Source organism: Pedobacter sandarakinus (assembly GCF_026240095.1).
GTDB lineage: Bacteria > Bacteroidota > Bacteroidia > Sphingobacteriales > Sphingobacteriaceae > Pedobacter > Pedobacter sandarakinus.
In genome coordinates, this window is the sequence record NZ_JAPIVG010000006.1 from 1 (window position 1) to 18,118 (window position 18,118).

Here is an 18,118-nt window from a genome sequence, read left to right on the forward strand (position 1 = left end):
CACCCCTACTACTCCTGGATCTCCTTTTGCTCCTTTAATATTACCCGTAATGGTCCACACCCCACCGATTTTAGTGTAAACGTCGCCAGTAGTAGTATTTATATAGGTATCACCATTATTGCCAGTTCCTGGCAACGGAACGGTTGTACCGGTGTTTAAAGATTTACCATCTAATCCATTTGCCCCTTTAGAAGCAACCCAACCATTACCATCCCAATAGTAAATACCAGTTCCATCACCCGAAATCGCTGGATAATTTGTTGATCCTGAAAAACCAGCGGCAATCGTTTTAATGTTGTAAACCATCATCCCGGTTGCTGGATTACTACTGGCTGCCAAGCCCCAGGTAGTTGTATTGACTAAACTCACTCTTGGAAAGAGTAATCCTTTGTCGCTACTTTCTAACTCGAGGATAGAAGCTTTGTTAATTTCTGATGGATTTTGACCAATTTTGACCTGTGCATTCGCCAAATAGGCGAAGGCAGTGAACAATAATATTAGTACAAATTTTTGCTTAGTAAAATGTTTCATGCAAAATAATATTTACGGAGTAAAAAACGTTGAAGTGAAGACTACAACTCTCGTCACAATTACAAATGATATACCACCAGAAATAAAAGAGTTTACAAGCGTTAGAATGAGGTGTGAGGACCGAATGGGGAAATTTATTGTTGTTTATATTCCACAAGTTGGGGAAATTTCTCAACTATAACCTCAGCTATAGAGGCTAAATACATGGTTTTAAAATCACCCACGCAGATAACTAGGGTGTACGCATCACAGATTGGATTAAAATAGTATTAGACATATGTCAAACACTGATGCAGACGCATGATATTGTGTGCATGAATCTCTAAAGTTTTTATGCCAGCACCAATAGGGTAATTTCTGACTCTCCAAACCTTTCTGAATAAATTAATCCGTAATGACGGGCAATAATCTTATTGTTATTAAATTGATGTTAGTTTATTTGGCGATTAACAGGTGTGAAATATGCTAATTCTCAAAGAGTATAATAGTTAAAGAGCAATTTTCAATGCATTAATGCAGCCTCTTGCCTTTGCATACTATAATAATATTTAAACAATGTGTACCGTATTTACAAAAATTTAAGAAGTCTTTTTTGCGACAGTTTATGATTTGATAAGCTTGGCATTTAGGAAATGTAGACTCCCAACATACAGGTAGCGCGTATTTTGCCAAAAGCTAGATACTTTTAAATGATGCTTGAGGAAAATACGAGACGCTTAATGACATCATTGAAGAGTCAATATTATTGAAATGCGTTAACGCCTTGAATGGGAAGTTAGGATGTAAATAGTTTGCAGAATTGGTGGGTTTGTACGAGTAGGTAATCAATAATACACTACTTTAACAAAGTAATTTTTGATGCTTTAAAACGATTATTGACGATTTTGCCAGTTACCGCTGCCTTGCTAATGGCGTTACAAAAGCCATGCTCTCCATGCGCATCTCCAAAATCATCAATATGCTTTCCATCTACGAAATAGGTTTTACCATCTACACGAATGGCCAGATCGCAGCTTTTGCCTTTCATTTTGAATCGACATTCGCCACAAGCAATATCTACTTCTTTGCTTTCTAATAACTGATTTTGCACTATGTTTTTAGCCTTAACTTGTGCTTGCGCTGAAAAGCCAATTGTTGTTATAAATAAGATAATGGCAATATTTTTCATTATGAAGTTGATTTAATCAAATGTACATATTGAATGGCAAAAGCACTGCTAAATTTTGTAAAATAAACCTGATAGCAATGAAGATCTTTTTTGTTGAAGCTATCTTCGTTTTTATACTGTCGATGACAAAAAAATCGTAATGGATAGCAGGGCTAAAATTGACGAAGCACTAGTGACCTTCATTTTCATCTAAAAAAGATAAATGCAATGCTATAACTGCAAAAAGGGATATACACATTGTACATCCCTTTTTTATTTGAGCTATTTAAAATCTGGAGTGATTAGTAACGGTACTCGTCTGATTTAAACGGACCTTCTACCGGCACGCCAATATAATTCGCCTGGTGTTGATCTAAAACCTCTAATTCTACACCAATTTTTTCCAAGTGTAAGCGGGCCACCTTTTCATCTAAATGCTTAGGCAAAGTATACACCTTGTTTTCGTAAGCAGCAGTGTTGGTCCAGAGTTCTAATTGCGCTAAAGTTTGGTTGGTGAAAGAGTTACTCATTACAAAACTTGGGTGACCGGTTGCACAGCCTAAGTTAACCAAGCGGCCTTCTGCCAAAACAATTACATCTCTTCCATCGATAGTGTACTTATCTACCTGTGGTTTAATTTCGATCTTAGTATCGCCATAGGCACCATTTAACCAAGCCATATCGATTTCGTTATCGAAGTGACCAATGTTACAAACGATCGCTTTATCTTTTAATGCCCTGAAATGCTTTTCGCGAACGATATCACAGTTACCAGTGGTGGTTACCACAATATCTGCTTCTTTAATGGCGGTATCCAGGCGTTTAACTTCGTAGCCTTCCATTGCTGCTTGTAAAGCACAAATTGGATCGATTTCGGTTACGATAACACGCACACCTTGCGAGCTTAACGATTCTGCAGAGCCTTTACCCACATCGCCATAACCACAAACAACAGCCACTTTACCTGCCATCATTACATCTGTTGCACGACGAATGGCATCGACTAATGATTCGCGACAGCCATATTTATTATCGAATTTAGATTTAGTTACCGAGTCGTTAACGTTGATTGCAGGAATGTGCAATGTTCCGTTTTTCATTCTTTCGTACAAGCGGTGTACACCTGTTGTAGTTTCTTCTGATAAACCTTTAATATTAGCGATTAGCTCTGGATATTTATCAAAAACCATATTGGTTAAATCACCACCATCATCCAAAATCATGTTTAATGGTTGTTGTTCTGCACCAAAATGTAAAGTTTGCTCGATACACCAATCGAACTCTTCTTCGTTTAGGCCTTTCCAAGCATAAACCTGGATTCCAGCAGCAGCAATTGCCGCAGCAGCATGGTCTTGTGTGGAGAAGATGTTACATGATGACCAGGTAACTTCGGCACCTAAAGCCACTAAAGTTTCGATAAGCACCGCCGTTTGGATAGTCATATGCAGACAGCCTGCGATACGAGCACCTTTTAAGGGTTGCGAAGGGCCAAATTCTTTTCGTAAACTCATTAACCCTGGCATTTCTGCCTCGGCTAATTCGATTTCTTTACGGCCCCATTCTGCCAGTGAAATGTCCTTAACTTTGTAAGGAACGTAAGTTGTCTCTACTGATGACATAAAATTATAATTTATTTAATTGATTATCAATATTTTAGCTGATTTAAAAATTTGAATGCGCAAACAATTTGCAAACTTTTTTTCTTTTCAGCAAACAAAAGTAAGCAATTTTAACGTGAAAAAATATCACTCGGTACAACACAAAGTTTTACAGAATTATTTCTACATTAGAATTACTTTCGAAATAAAGACAAGTGATAATGAATACAATAGTGAGTAAAATAAAAATCAATCCAATAAATTTTGCGGTTATTTCTTTTGTGATTTTACTAACCACTGCGATTACCCCAGCATTCTATTTATCAAAGAACATTTTTAGTATAAATCTTTATTATATAATTTCAGCTTTCATAATTTTAATAACTATAAACGCCTTGGTGGCATTTATTCGGGTCAGTGATTTGGGAATACCTAACCACCTTAAAATGATGCATTTTTTTGGTTTATTTTATAATCTATCTAGAGCGGATTATAAAATAAAGGTATCAGAGATAATTAAAATATATGGAAAATCTACGGATGAAAAGAAATCGATTATAGGATTTCTTTCCTATTCAACAATTCATTTTTACTTTCTATTTTTCGCATACTTTATCGCTTTTTCTTCAATCATAATTCTTATACTTTATGCAATATCATCACAACAATTTTTTCTCATCCCATTCTCGTTATTACTGGTAGCTGTTATCTCTTATTGTTGCTACACGATTTACAATGCAACTTTCTCGAAAAGCCTGTTCGCAAATGTTAGCTTCGCTTTTAAAAATATTAAAGAGCAAAATTTTAATATAATCGAGACTGATGTACAACAATCAAAATTTATAGAAACTAATTTTAATGATTATTCAGCAAATCCCATTGATAATAATAAAATTATTTCTGAAAAAGTAGTTAATAAGGAGATTAAGTCGTTTGGGATAGAAGAAGAACTATTTAAAGATTTGTTTACTAAAAAATTCAAAGAACATATTGATTTTATCATTAATAGCCTCACAGAGCTAGGCTACTTTATTAATGGTAGATGGGGGCATAAAAAGAAATATGTTGCTCGGTTTATTTTTGAAGAATTTGTTAAACTTAAAGTTATGAAAGATTTTACTCATGCTAAGGCAGGCCGTTGCTTTAATTCAAAGTTTGAAAATATAAGCATAGCTGGATTTGAAGATAAAATTGAAGATACAACGCCCATCCGTATTGAAGTTAGAGAAAATGTTAAATCTGATTTAAAACTTATTGTGTCGAAATTAGAGAACAACAATTTCATATGATTTAGACAAACCCTATTATCCCCTATTTTTACCTACAGTAGGTAAAATCTCCATACAAAATCTCACAAAACCTAACATTTGTGCCATAACAAAATCGGCACATAATGGAAAACATCATCGTAACAAGCGAGCCTCAACTTAAACAGTTAATTGTTGAGGCATTGATTACTGTTCTAGAGAATACCAAATTATCGGACAGTTCAACAAAAACAAAATACCTATCTACTGAAGAGGCATCAAAGATTATTAAAAAATCTGCTGGTGCTTTAAGACAAATCGTTCACAAAGGCGAAATCCCATCAATCAAACGTGGCAATGCACTTTTATTTTTAGAAGAAGATCTAATTCTTTGGATAGAAAAAGGCAGGAGAAGTATCTCAACCGAAGACCCCGCAAAATACCTCAAATAGTTTCCCTGAAAAAAAGCGAAAACACGCCAATGTCTTCGCTTTGAAATCAATTCATTGAGTACCTGCTCAACAAGAGCAAAGGTACCGTTTTAATCTATTGCAACAAATCAATTCAAATGGATACCAATAAAAATTCAACAGCTGATATACTCAGATTATTTGAAGTTAGGACAGCCAACCAGGTTTTAAAAGATGCATTCTTAACACCAGACCCAATAGAACTTTACCCACCATTAATAATCCAGGGCGAACTAATTATTCTTTTTGCTGATACAGGTATTGGCAAGACTGCTTTAATTGTACAAATAGGGATACACATAGCCAATTCAAATTATGTTGTGTTATATGTCGATTTAGAACTTTCAGACAAACAATTTGAAAAACGCTATCGTGATGAAAATGGAGTTCATTTTAAGTTTCCTGAAAACTTCTTTAGAGCTGGCTATTCATCGTTAAGAAAGATGCCAGAAAAAGATTACGATAAATTTTTCATTGACTCTCTGGAGGAGAGTATTATGCGAACTAATGCAACGGTAATTATAATTGATAACATGACAAAGGTTGTTGCAGGCGATACGGACTCTGCAAAAAATGCAATCCCGATTATGAATAGCCTAAGTGCATTAAAGTTCGATAAAAAATTAACATTCATCATTTTAGAACACAACAAAAAGGTTGATGATTGGAAACCTATAAGCCTTAATGACCTACAAGGCTCAAAAATGAAATCAAATTTTGCCGACTCTGTATTTACAATAGGCAGAAGTGCTAAAGAAAAAGGTATACGCTACATTAAACAGCTTAAAGTGAGGAGTGCAGAATTAGAATATGATGCTGATAATGTATTGATATGTGAGCTTTCAAAAGAAAAGGGATTTTTAGGTTTTAAGGAGATAGGAAAAGGAAATGAATATGACTTGATTAGGTCAATAAATGAAGAAGATAGAAGTATTCAGATCGAAAAGATATTAGCCCTGAAAGCAAAAGGTTTGTCAAATGTATCTATTGCTAAAGAATTAGGCGTAACCGAGGGAGCAATACGAAAAAGATTGAAAACATAATTGTACCATTCGTACACCTCGTACCATTCGTACCACCCTTAAAAAGTACGAGAAGTACGAACGGTACGAAGATTATTAACTAGGCAAGTTTTAATAGGTCGTTTGCACGAAGCAAGCCATGTTTTGGTAAGACCAAAACGCTTGCCTCGCTAGCACTCAGATATAACAACTCATTATGTTCATAGAATTATGGCTAGACCGCAAAAAGAAAAAAAAGAAAAACGCAGTATCAAATTTACGTTTAGGATGAATGAAAAAGAAGTTCAGGAGTTGGCGAGTTTGTGTGCTTACTCTAATCTCTCTGGAGCAGATGTTGTACGAGAAACAGTATTTAAAAATAGGTTGCTTCAACCCAAAATCCCAGTAATAGACATTCAAGCTTATGGAGAACTAAAACGCATTGGTAATAACATCAACCAAATCGCAAAACATCTTAATTCAGGCGCAACAAACCAAATTGATTTCAAAATTATAAATGAGTTATCTGTAAAGCTAGAAACCATTATTAAAACTATTTTAAAGTGATAGCAAAGCAAGCAATCGGAAAATCATTTGGTGGAGCTTTAAACTATAATCTAAAAAAGGTTTACAGTTCTGATATCAAAACTAAAGCAGAGTTGTTGGCGACAAATTTCCTTAGTCTGGCCCATAGTGAAATCAAAAAGGAACTGGAGATTATGAAAGCTTTAAATCCAAACCTTAAACGAAATACCTACCATACCAGCCTAAATTTTTCAGTTGATGAAAAGATATCCAATACAAAAATGGAAGCCATTGCAAAGGAATATATGGAAAAGATGGGTTTCGACAATAATCCTTATTTTATTTTTAGACATAATGATGCAGAGCATCCGCATTGCCATATTCTGGCATTAAGAAATAGATTTGACGGAACGGTTGTTTCCGATGGCAACAACTATGCAAGAAGTGAAACAATAGTTCGAGAACTGGAAAATAAATATAGTTTAACGAAAGTTCATGCCAGCAAATTATCAATCAATAAATCGCCAGATAAGGATGAATTGGAAATGATAAATCGTACAGGTAGAGTTTCTGATAAAATGCTGATGCAAGAAAAAGTAACTAATTCTCTTTCATCAAGCAAAAACATAGCGGAGTTTATTAATCAACTTGAAAAATCAAATATCAATCCATTATTTAATCAAGCTTCAACAGGTGGTGTGTCGGGCATAACCTTTATTAGTCAAAATTTTAAATCAAGAGGACAAGCCCTAGGTAATCAGTTCAAATGGGGTAATATATCAAACAAAATAAATTATGAGCAAACTAGAGACAGCAAAGCAGTTAGCCAAGCAAACGATAGAACAAGAGAAAAGTACACCATCGGAACAGGAACCGAAAATGCCAACTCTCAAAGAAGTTTTCCATCTACTGGAAGACTTCATAATAAAAATGAACTCATTAGAGAAAGACCAATACAGGTTGATGGTGTTCATAAAGGACAACTTAACGAAGAAGAATATCAAGGAAGCAAATCATCAAGAGTTGGTTCTGAGTTTGAAGAAAACTTACGAGAGACAGAAAAAAGCGCAGATGATATTGAAAATAATTTTTTATTTGATAATGATTACGCTGATAATATTAAGCGGAACAACAACTTTAATTTTAATCTGAATATATCTGATGATGAAGATGACAGCAAAAAAAGAAAGAAGATAAAGAGATAACTGTATATCTAAATATATGTAATACACCAATACGTATATCTGTATATCTAGATATATAAAAACTAGATTGGTAATTCTGGAAAGAAATCTTTAATCGAGCAACCAAATAGTTTGGCCAGTTGATTTAAGTGTTGGATATTGTATTTAGCTCTGTAACGGGGCGACTCTATAGCGCCAATAAAGCTAAGTGATTTATCTAATTCTGCGGCAAGCTTGGCTTGTGAGATATCTGCTTTAAGCCTATATTCTTTAACCTTATTAATCACATACAAATCAATTTCTGACTTAGAATTGCGCTTTTCCATTCCAACTGCAATTTGGATAATGCTTTTTTTAGAAACGCACATACAGGTATGAGTAAATTTTATTATTTTTGATTTGTAAATTCTACAATATGAAAACTGTAATAAAATTTATCATCGCATGATTTGTGAGTTTTTTCCTGATGATTGATGCTTTAGGAACACCTGGCAATAAAGCTGTATTTTTAATTGGGCTCGCATTCGTAGTTTGGATTATTTTTATTAAATCTGTAAGTTCCAGCTCCAATAGAAATAGACGAGAGTTTGAAGAGTTCATGAAATTTAAGAAAAGAGGGTACTAAAATTCTTATTTTTGATTATGGCTGATCTATCTAAAATAGAAGGCGATGGTAACATCATGTATATTCGAATAAGTGACTTACCAAAGGAAGAAGGTCTTGCCTTTAAACAATGGTTGCATAGCGAAGGTCAGACTCAACCTCTTATTGATGGGGAAATGGATGGTAATTGTGCCTATCCTTGGGATTACGAGTTGTGGAAATCAAATCCAAATGCCACTCATTTATTTTAGATTTTTTTTCTTTTTGCTGTAACTAGGAAGCAATATCAATCTATTTAAAATATAGTTTTGCTATATTTTTTAAGCTTTATAGTGAAATAATTAGTCTTTTAATTCTTCGCTTAGCTTAATTTCTCATTGAGAAATTCTATATTTATAATTAATTATACGCTACTCATTCTCACAATTTCATTTGCTCCTATCTGGAACTCGTATAAGCTATATTTTGAGTATTCGAAGAGCGTGTTAATGCTTAGGTTACTTTATTATAATCAAGGTAAGACACCTAAAAATCAAATAAAAATATATGGAAGAAATCTATAGAGGTTCTGAATGGAGAAAGTGGGATTTACATTTTCATACACCATCTTCTTACGACTACATTGATAAGAGTGTCACAAATCAAGATATCATTAATGGTCTACACGCTAATGGCATATCAGTTGTAGCCATAACCGATCATCATTTAATCGATATACTCAGAATAAAAGAGTTGCAAAAATTAGGCAATGAAAAGGGAATAACAGTATTACCGGGCATTGAATTTCTTGCAGAACTTCGTGATAAAGAGCCTATACACTATATAGCTATCTTTTCACAGGATGTAAACTTGGATATTGTTTGGGGTCAACTCGAAAATAAAACGGCTTTACTAGAAATTAAAAGCGAAAACAAAAGACACAATCAAGTTTACTGTGTTTTGAAAGACACTGTAGAGCTAGTGAAAGAATTAGGTGGAATTATAACTATCCACGCAGGTAGCAAGACAAATTCTGTTGAAAACATTACAAATTCACTATCTCATTCAATTGCTCAAAAAACGGATATCGCAAAGCTGGTCGATTTTTACGAACTCGGTAAAAAAGATGATAAAACTGGCTATTTGGATGTTGTCTTTCCAGCGATCAAAAAACATATCCCAATGATAGTTGGGTCAGACAATCATAATATAAGGAATTATTCATTAAAAGAAAATTGTTGGATCAAATCGGATAAAACGTTTGAAGGTTTAAAGCAGGTTATATATGAGCCAAAAGAAAGAGTTAGAATACAGGCAAACCGGCCACAAGAAAAGGCAGGCTATCAGGCGATAGATAGCATATCTATTAACCACTCTGATTTTGCACCTGTTAAGTTATACCTAAATCAAAACTTAAATACGATTATCGGTGGACGATCAACGGGAAAATCAATATTACTTGGTTCTATCGCTAAAAAATTAAATAGTGACAAGGAAGTAAAATTCGAAAATGAAGATTATAGCACCTACATTACACAAATAGTTGAAAATATTAAAGTTGTATGGAAAGATGGAATTGAAAATAATGAAAGAAATATAGAATTTTTTCCTCAAAGCTACATGCACCGTCTGGCCAAAAATACCAATAATGAACTTGATAAGTTAATAGAAGATATTATTACCCAAGATGAAGAAAAGAGCAACGCAATTAATATCTATAACAATTTCAGCAAAGATAATAATACTGATATCGTTGCAAAAATAAATAAGCTATTCCAAACACATAGTGATCATAATAAGCTTGCAGTGGTATTAAAAGAATTGGGCGACGAAGATGGTATCAATAAGGAAAAAATTAAGTTGACAACAACACTTGAAGAATTAAGAGGAAAAATTGAGATTTCCGAAGAAAACTTATATGCTTATAAAGCATTTCTTAAGCAGTTTAACGATAATTCAAATACAAAGAATGCTATTGAACACCAGATTACCAACCTTAACAATTTGAAGGGAAAAACCATTTCAAATGATAGTTTAGAATTTGACTTCGCAAACTTAATAGACCCCACAAAGACGACTGTATCGCAGATATTCAAAGATTTAAGAAAACAATTTCAGGATGAATGGACGAAAAAGTTAAATGAAGTCATTACAAATCTACAATTGGAAATAATCAGATTAGATACTCAAAATAATGCAATATTAAACGATCCTGTTTACAAAATGGGAGTTAGTGTTTTTGACAATAACCTTCAGTACAAGGAGATTGAAGAAAAGCTAAAGATACAAACCGACAAACTATTCGAGATTGGAAATCTGAAAATCCAAGAAAATGCTCTTGCAGAACAATCATATCAAATTAAAGCGACAATCAAATCTGACTTCCGTGAATATTTTAACAGAATAATGCTGCTCAAAGAAAAGCTAAGTCTGAAATCTGAAAAACTTGAAATCAAAGCGCAAGCAAATGTAGGAGCCACGCTGTATAAAGACATATTATATACTAGTGTTAACCAACAAAGTTATCAGGGGCAGGACTTGGTAAATAGAAAAATAACCAATTCAGAGGAATTCTTTTCTGCTGTATTTCAGGTTTTTGATCTACTTCTATCAAACTCGGTTACATTAAAAGGAGGCTATAACAATGTGTCGCTCACTCAAAAAATTCTGTCAACCAATTTTTTCTCTATATCTTATAATATCGTCTACGAAGATATATTCAAACATATGTCTGAAGGAAAGAAAGCATTTGTTGTACTTATGCTTCTTTTGGATTTTAGTAAAAAAGACTGTCCTATATTAATTGACCAGCCAGAAGATGATTTGGATAATAGAGCAATTTACAATGAATTGGTCACCTATATAAAAAAGAAGAAAAAGGAACGTCAAATTATTGTTGTTACTCATAACCCAAATATTGTTGTTGGTGCTGACAGCGAACTTGTAATAATATCAAATCAGCATGGTGTTAATTCGCCTAATACTAACGGTGCTAAATTCGAATACATACAAGGCAGTTTAGAAAGCACTAAGCAGAAAGATAAAACTCCTGAAACTTTGCATAGTCAAGGAATTAGACAACATGTGTGTGAGATACTAGAGGGGGGCTTTGAAGCATTTAAGCAAAGAGAATTAAGGTATAGCGTTTTATAGGCAGAGATTGATTTAAGTTATTGGCTTGCTATTCTATCCAATAATTTAAATTTAGAGAATAAGGTTCACGAATTGCTGTAATTTGAATAGCTATAGTTTTGCTATATTTTTTAAACACAGCGGTCGGTATATTATAATGCTTTTGAAGATTAGTCTTTAATTAGATGTGAATGCTTTCACTCATACCTGTGTGGGTCGGTATGTTATAATGGTTAAAAGATTTAGTTTTAAGAAGTTTATATTAACATAGTTTCTCTTTACAATGCTGGGATATTATATGTGTCCCAGTAAGTGTTTATATCACTGGAACACAATAAACCTAAGCAGTAATTCTAGTTACAAAACTAGATACAGTTAAGCGATGAACCGAGAGTGTAAAGTAAACTGTGTCAAAAGTTAAAATTATTAACTTTAGATACATTTTATTATGACAAGAGAAGAACAGCTCGATTATGAGCTAATGAAACAAAAAGCCCTTGAGCAATTTCGTTCGGGCAAATCATTGTATGGCAAAGATGGTGCGTTCGCTCCTTTGCTTAAGAGTTTCCTTGATTCTGCCCTTGAGGCAGAAATTGACTCCCATCTTGACGAGAATGAGCGTTTTTCAGGTAACCGGAAAAATGGTAAGACGTCGAAGGACGTGAAAACTTCCGCTGTACAATCTCCATTCAGACCCCACGGGATCGGAACGCTACCTTCGAGCCCGAAATAATCCGAAAAAGGGAAACCATTTTAGCAGAAAGCCTTGAAGGTAAGATCATTGGTATGTATGGGCTGGGCATGAGCCTGCGTGATATTTCCAAGCACATCAAGGACATATATGATACTGAGATCAGTCAGGCAACACTTTCCGCTATTACCGATAAGATTATACCCGAGGTAAAGGAATGGCAATCCAGGCCACTTGAGGAGCTTTATACAATCGTTTGGCTTGACGCCATGCATTACAAAGTAAAAGAAGACCACAGAATGGTTTCACATGCAGTCTACAATACACTCGGGATAAACCGTCACGGACATAAAGAACTTTTGGGTATGTACGTATCCCAGAGTGAGGGAGCGAACTTTTGGCTGAGCGTACTTACCGATCTACAGAACCGTGGGGTAAAAGACATTCTAATTGCTTGCATTGATAACCTGAATGGATTTCCTCAGGCAATCAATACCGTTTACCCTGAGACGGAGATACAAACATGTATTGTACACCAGATACGGAACAGTTTAAAGTACGTTGCATCAAAAGATCAGAAAGCTTTCATGAAAGACCTGAAGCCCGTTTATCAGGCAGAAACCCTTGAATTGGCAGAGCTGAGGCTAGATGAACTCGATGAGAAATGGGGCAGGAAATATGAAAAAGTGCTGGAGTTCTGGAGAAGAAATTGGTCTAAACTTACCAGCTATTTTCGCTATGATGCTGCCGTCAGAAAGCTCATTTACACCACAAATACTATTGAGGGATTTCACCGGCAGGTTAGAAAAGTCACTAAAACCAAGGGCGCATTTACTTCAGATATGGCGCTGCTAAAACTGATCTATCTAGCGCAGAAGAACATCAGCCAGAAATGGACTATGCCCCTGAGCAATTGGGCTACAACTGCTCAGAAACTTGCCATTTGGTTTCCTGATAGAATGATATTAGATTTGAACTAGGATTTTTTTGAGAAGAATTATTTTAGATTGACACAGTTTATTTTACATACCCCGTAAGAGTTCGAAGTAACCTTTGCAATAGCGTGCTTTCCTCTGTAATTATTTCAACATCTCCTTTCATGCCGTTCTTTAATATGATTTTTTTTGTTGAATCTATATTTTCAAAATGATCAAAGCTCACCTTTCCTACAAATACACTGTCCTTATAAGCTACATCAGATACATAACTAAGTTTCCCCCGTATCATTCCATACTGTTCAAATGGGTAACCTTTTAGCTTAACAAGGGCATCTTCACTAGAATGAACCTTTCCCATGTTGTATTGGGGGATTTCCACCTCACCGAAATAAATCGGATTCGCAGGGTTTATAATGAAGACCTCCTGATTTGCAAAAAGATTCTGGTTTTTTTGAATTGTACCTGCAAAACTAACCTTACCAGCTTCTGTAGCTTTTAAAACATGTTCTTCAATCCATAAATTAGTTTCATTTACTATCCTATTTAGCGCTTGGAAAAAAGCAGATCTTGACTCAGATATCGTATTATTTAGCTCTTGCAACTCCTTTTGTTTTTGACTGTAGTTGACCGAATTATTAATTATTGCAGTCTCGGTTTGCTGCAGGGGATACTTAGATTGTAGATATCTATTTTCCTGTAGCATAAATTCGCTTCTTGAAATGACTTTCTTTTCATATAGTTTTTTAAAAGATTCAAACTCAATACTGGCATTTTTATATTCTAGCTCCTGCAGTTGCTTTTGCTTGAGTATCTGAGTATTTAGTATTTTTATATTAACTAAATCCCTTTCTAAGAATGAGCGATTAGTTATATATTGGCCATTGCTTTTAGTAGATTGATATCTTAGATAAGCTTCATAGAAATTTTGGTAAGCAGATTGTAATTCACCAAGATTAAGTGTGGTTGGCAATTGATCACTTGCCTCCTCTGAGGATATTTTGCCAGGTTGTGCTTGTAAATATCTTAGTTTTTCTAAAAGCGATAAAATATCATAGGGGTTTGAGGTACTTTCCATGAATGCCAGTATTTGACCATTTTTCACGACATCCCCTTGATTCACAAATATTTCGGTTATTTTTCCATTTTGTTTGGCTAAAATCAATTTTGGAGAATTATTTGAGTTTACCTTAATGGATGTTTTAACAATATCAGGGTATTTAATAATTGAGGAGAGAACTAAAACGGAGATTAGAAAGATAAAAATAATCGTAATCCCCCATCTCAATATGCTAGAAGGCACTGATGTTATAATTTCTTGAATCTCTTCACTATTGCGTTGAATTATATGATTTTCATTTGGCATAACTTAATTTTTAACTTCCAAGCTGAAGTTGGTTTTTAACAAGTTGATAATATGAGCCTTTGAGATTGGTTAATTCAAGATGTGTTCCCTGTTCAGTAATTACTCCCCTATCTAGAACGATAATATTATCTGCATTTGTAACGGTACTCAATCTATGCGCAACTACAACGACTGTTTTATTCTTTAAAAAGTCTTCAAGATTTGACATTATTTCTTTTTCGTTATTTGCATCTAATGCATTTGTAGCTTCGTCTAAAAATATATACTCTGGATCCTTGTAAACCGCCCTTGCGATCAGGATACGCTGTTTCTGCCCTTGGCTAACTCCATTACCTTCAGCACCAATTTTAGTATTTAGACCCAAAGGAAGGCTATCTATAAAGTCGCTGATATTTGCCATTTGTATTGCATATTTGAGCCTAGTTAAGTTTGGGATATCTTCTGCAACGGTAATGTTATTTGCAATTGTATCAGAAAATATAAAACCTTCCTGCATTACAACACCACATTCACTTCTCCAGAACTTGTAACTAAATTGGTTCAATGCAATTTTTCCTAACTTAATAGTTCCCATTTGCGGTTCATAAAATCTCAGCAGCAACTTCAGAAGTGTCGTTTTTCCACTTCCGCTCATTCCTACAATGGCAGTCGTTTTACCTTGGGGGATAGTTAGGTCTATATTTGAAAGTACAGGGATATTGCCAGCGCCAGGATAGGTAAAGCTAAGGCCATTCAATGAGATACTCTTGTCAATTGGAAATTCGTAAATATAGTGAGCCCCTGAAACCTCCTCGTCATCAAGTGAATTAATTTCATTCAATCTTTCAAGACTTATTTTAGCATCCTGTAATTGTTGTGTCAGAGCCACCATTTGCTCAACTGGACTATTCAACTGGCCAATTATGTACTGGATAGCCATCATAGCCCCCAGAGTTAACTGGCCGTCAATAACTGATTTCGCAACAATAAACGTAATTACGATGTTTTTCCCTTCATTTATAAAGAAGGAACCGGCCTGTTGAATTTGGCGTAGAGCCAAGCTTTTTATATTAAATTGAAAAAGACCCGCTTGAATTTTCTCCCATTCCCATCTTTTTTGTTGTTCACTATTATTTAATTTAATTTCCTGTATTCCAGCTATCAACTGGACTATCTTGCTTTGATTCTTGGCAGAAATATCAAAACGCTTATAGTCGAGTTCTTTCCTCTTCTTCAAAAATGCGGCTATCCATATCCCATATAAAACACTACCTATAAGAAATACCATGAAAACGGTGGTGTTGTAAAAACCTAAAACAACTGCAAATACAACAAAATTAAATAATGAAAAAAATGCATTAAGGGTAGGCCCAGTTAAAAACGTCTCTATCCTTTTTTGATCCTCGATTCGTTGCATGATATCTCCTGTTAATCTAGTATCAAAAAAACTCATAGGAAGATTTAAAAGTTTTATAAAGAAATCGGTTAATATGGAGATATTGATTCTGGTACTAATATGAAGAAGGATCCAAGATCTAATAAAGTCGACACTAAGCCTCCCTATGAACAACATAGTTTGTGCGATTAGAACCACATAAATGAAATTTAAATTTCTTGTGTTTATGCCAATATCAACAACGGATTGAGTTAAAAAAGGAAGTATTAGTTGCATACAAGTCCCAACTAATAATGCAACCAAGAGCTGTAGAATTAATTGTTTGTATCCTGTTATATATCTTAGAATAGAGGAAAGTTTGGCTCTCTTCTCTGGCTCCTCTTCTATATCATAAAATTTTGGTGTCGGGCTTATAGCAAGGCCAATTCCTTCTTCGCTGTTTTCTGTTCGATCCGTAATCCATTTTGATTTGAACTCCGCTGATGTATAACATATTAGCCCTTTTGATGGGTCAGATATGTAATATTTATTTTTTTTAATTTTATACAAAACAACGAAATGGTTTTTGTTCCAGTACAAAATACAAGGCAAATCAAGCTTTAGGAGTTTTTGAGTAGGTATTTTAACAGCCATTGTCCGAAACCCAAGCTTCTCTGCTGCATGACTAATTCCTAGTAAGGAAACCCCGTCTTTGTTTATCCCACTATACTCCCTAATTCTCTGAATATTTAAAATCTTTCCGTAATGTTTGCCAACAATCTTCAAACAAGTTGGACCACAGTCCATTATGTCATGTTGTTTGTAGAATGGGAATTTCATAGGTTTTTATCATTAAAATTTTAAAGGATTTTCCTTGAGAAAAATCACTGAATATCCAGCACTTCTATACTCGCTGATGGTATTAACTGCAACATGTTTTATTTCTAGAATGTGGTTGTACTGTTCATTACATCTATTATACCACATTTCAAACAATCGTAACCTGTGAGCCGGTTTGTTTTTGTCCAACTCACCTGTAAAATTAGGAAAGCGTTTAAGTCACTATTTTTTATAAAGTTGATTAAAATGTCACAAATCGTAGGTCCGATATTTTCATCGAATCTAGCATTGTTATCATTAGATTGATTCCTAAATTCGATCAAGTAGCCATGTTTTTTTAGCACTTTCATATTTAAATTTAACTGAAATACGCTCGATAATCTCCTAATGGAGACCTTGTAGGTGAGATTATTTTTGGTTAGGAATATGAAATTCCATGATTCATCTTTTGCAACCGAATTATAATTGTAAACTTTAGTTTTTCCATTTTCCTTCATAAGGGTCGTAATTGCATTCTGTGAGATGTTTATAATCATCGCTATCAAATACTGGAGTACGATTGTCTACGCACATAAAGCGGTATTCACAGTCTCGACACACGGCTATTTTATCTTTTGAAACATTCCATAATATTTTGAATTCATTGGTGATTACATCTTTGATTAAATGTTCATGTATATTTCCAAAGCTTTGATTATGGGTGAAACAATTTTTGATGAAGCCATTTTCATCTATATATATCTTCCCATTCAGATATGGATTATGATATTTGCTTTCTGTAAATAACTCGATATTAACATGAAATAAGTTTGGTGCCGGCAAAGTTTCGATTGTATCCGTCATAACATTTTTGATATAACATATTAGTTGTGCACCGTTAATTCCTGTATTGATAACAGATTCTTTGGGTGAACCGTAAATGACACAAGTTCTAATCTTTAAATGTCCCTTTAGTAAATTTTCATAGTGTGATTCTTGTAATAAGCGGTTATATTGCGTGTGAATTTGAGCAGATCTTATGTCTGAATCATTGACATATTTAAATAAGTGATAATAACGTTCGTCTAAAAGATCCTTAAATCTTAGGATTAAGGCCTGGCAACCTAATTCCTCTAGCTGCCTAACAATCTCAATATAATCTACCTTCGGTACTTTGGGAAGATCAATTATTGCATTACTAATAACCCCCGGGTAATGCCATTCGCTATTTAATGGGGGGAAAAGTTCAAGCTCATCCTTGTCACAATAGAAAATGAATTCATTTTTTATTAAGAACTCAAAATATTCATCTATTGTAGCATGGTCATTCTCATCAAAATTAGCTTTTATTTCATCTAATGAGCGCCCCTCATACTTAGATAAAATATCAAAAAGTTCATTTGGAATCAGATTGTATTTTCCTCTAGGCAGATCATAAATAGCACTTCTTGTATTTCCCTTTACCAGGGCACACTCGGCAAAAACCTTAAAAAACTTACTGTTGCTGTTCATTAAAAAAAACTTGACAAAATATT

At 34.3% G+C, this 18,118-nt stretch carries 14 protein-coding genes and 1 pseudogene; 8 read left to right on the top strand and 7 right to left on the bottom strand.

The window, feature by feature from the left end; genetic code table 11:
* The 3 genes from OQ268_RS15470 to ahcY all read right to left on the bottom strand — a co-directional run.
* A partial coding sequence (locus OQ268_RS15470; protein ID WP_265857397.1) for a hypothetical protein occupies nucleotides 1–531 on the bottom strand: 531 nt, incomplete at its 3' end.
* Nucleotides 532–1,366: 835 nt separating this feature from the next.
* Complete coding sequence (locus tag OQ268_RS15475; protein ID WP_265857399.1) at nucleotides 1,367–1,699, bottom strand: DUF6370 family protein; 333 nt, start codon at nucleotides 1,697–1,699, stop codon at nucleotides 1,367–1,369.
* A gap of 281 nt (nucleotides 1,700–1,980) precedes the next feature.
* Nucleotides 1,981–3,297, bottom strand: coding sequence for an adenosylhomocysteinase (gene ahcY, locus OQ268_RS15480; RefSeq protein ID WP_265857400.1), 1,317 nt, complete (start codon nucleotides 3,295–3,297; stop codon nucleotides 1,981–1,983).
* A 200-nt stretch (nucleotides 3,298–3,497) separates the two neighbouring features.
* Between ahcY and OQ268_RS15485 the strand changes: the two genes are divergently transcribed.
* From OQ268_RS15485 to OQ268_RS15505, 5 genes are all read left to right on the top strand, one after another.
* Nucleotides 3,498–4,565 (top strand): hypothetical protein, encoded by a 1,068-nt coding sequence (locus OQ268_RS15485; protein ID WP_265857402.1) that lies wholly within the window; start codon nucleotides 3,498–3,500, stop codon nucleotides 4,563–4,565.
* A 104-nt stretch (nucleotides 4,566–4,669) separates the two neighbouring features.
* Complete coding sequence (locus OQ268_RS15490; protein WP_265857404.1) at nucleotides 4,670–4,975, top strand: helix-turn-helix domain-containing protein; 306 nt, start codon at nucleotides 4,670–4,672, stop codon at nucleotides 4,973–4,975.
* 116 nt (nucleotides 4,976–5,091) lie between these two features.
* A complete protein-coding gene (locus OQ268_RS15495; RefSeq protein ID WP_265857406.1) occupies nucleotides 5,092–6,036 on the top strand; it encodes an AAA family ATPase in 945 nt (314 codons plus the stop codon).
* Nucleotides 6,037–6,225: 189 nt separating this feature from the next.
* Entirely contained in the window at nucleotides 6,226–6,561 is a 336-nt protein-coding gene (locus OQ268_RS15500) for a plasmid mobilization protein (protein ID WP_265857407.1), read from the top strand.
* Complete coding sequence (locus OQ268_RS15505; protein WP_265857409.1) at nucleotides 6,558–7,724, top strand: relaxase/mobilization nuclease domain-containing protein; 1,167 nt, start codon at nucleotides 6,558–6,560, stop codon at nucleotides 7,722–7,724. Before OQ268_RS15500 ends, OQ268_RS15505 begins: the two co-directional genes overlap by 4 nt.
* A gap of 62 nt (nucleotides 7,725–7,786) precedes the next feature.
* Here OQ268_RS15505 and OQ268_RS15510 read toward each other — a convergent pair whose 3' ends face one another.
* Nucleotides 7,787–8,029, bottom strand: coding sequence for a helix-turn-helix transcriptional regulator (locus OQ268_RS15510; protein WP_265857410.1), 243 nt, complete (start codon nucleotides 8,027–8,029; stop codon nucleotides 7,787–7,789).
* Between the two features lie 316 nt (nucleotides 8,030–8,345).
* On the opposite strand from OQ268_RS15510, the gene OQ268_RS15515 reads away from it, so the two are divergent.
* From OQ268_RS15515 to OQ268_RS15525, 3 genes and pseudogenes are all read left to right on the top strand, one after another.
* The gene (locus OQ268_RS15515) at nucleotides 8,346–8,558 is read left to right on the top strand and encodes a hypothetical protein (RefSeq protein ID WP_265857412.1); all 213 of its coding nucleotides are present in this window, start codon (nucleotides 8,346–8,348) and stop codon (nucleotides 8,556–8,558) included.
* A 295-nt stretch (nucleotides 8,559–8,853) separates the two neighbouring features.
* Nucleotides 8,854–11,439, top strand: coding sequence for a TrlF family AAA-like ATPase (locus OQ268_RS15520; RefSeq protein ID WP_265857413.1), 2,586 nt, complete (start codon nucleotides 8,854–8,856; stop codon nucleotides 11,437–11,439).
* 427 nt (nucleotides 11,440–11,866) lie between these two features.
* Nucleotides 11,867–13,089: pseudogene (locus OQ268_RS15525) on the top strand (IS256 family transposase).
* Nucleotides 13,090–13,126: 37 nt separating this feature from the next.
* On the opposite strand, the gene OQ268_RS15530 reads toward OQ268_RS15525, so the two are convergent.
* The 3 genes from OQ268_RS15530 to gwsS form a co-directional block, all read right to left on the bottom strand.
* Entirely contained in the window at nucleotides 13,127–14,410 is a 1,284-nt protein-coding gene (locus OQ268_RS15530; protein ID WP_265857415.1) for an HlyD family secretion protein, read from the bottom strand.
* Between the two features lie 10 nt (nucleotides 14,411–14,420).
* Nucleotides 14,421–16,604 (bottom strand): peptidase domain-containing ABC transporter, encoded by a 2,184-nt coding sequence (locus OQ268_RS15535; RefSeq protein ID WP_265857416.1) that lies wholly within the window; start codon nucleotides 16,602–16,604, stop codon nucleotides 14,421–14,423.
* 474 nt (nucleotides 16,605–17,078) lie between these two features.
* Nucleotides 17,079–18,095: a grasp-with-spasm system SPASM domain peptide maturase gene (gene gwsS, locus OQ268_RS15540; protein ID WP_265857418.1), complete on the bottom strand. Its 1,017-nt coding sequence runs from the start codon at nucleotides 18,093–18,095 to the stop codon at nucleotides 17,079–17,081.
* Nucleotides 18,096–18,118: the final 23 nt, after the last annotated feature.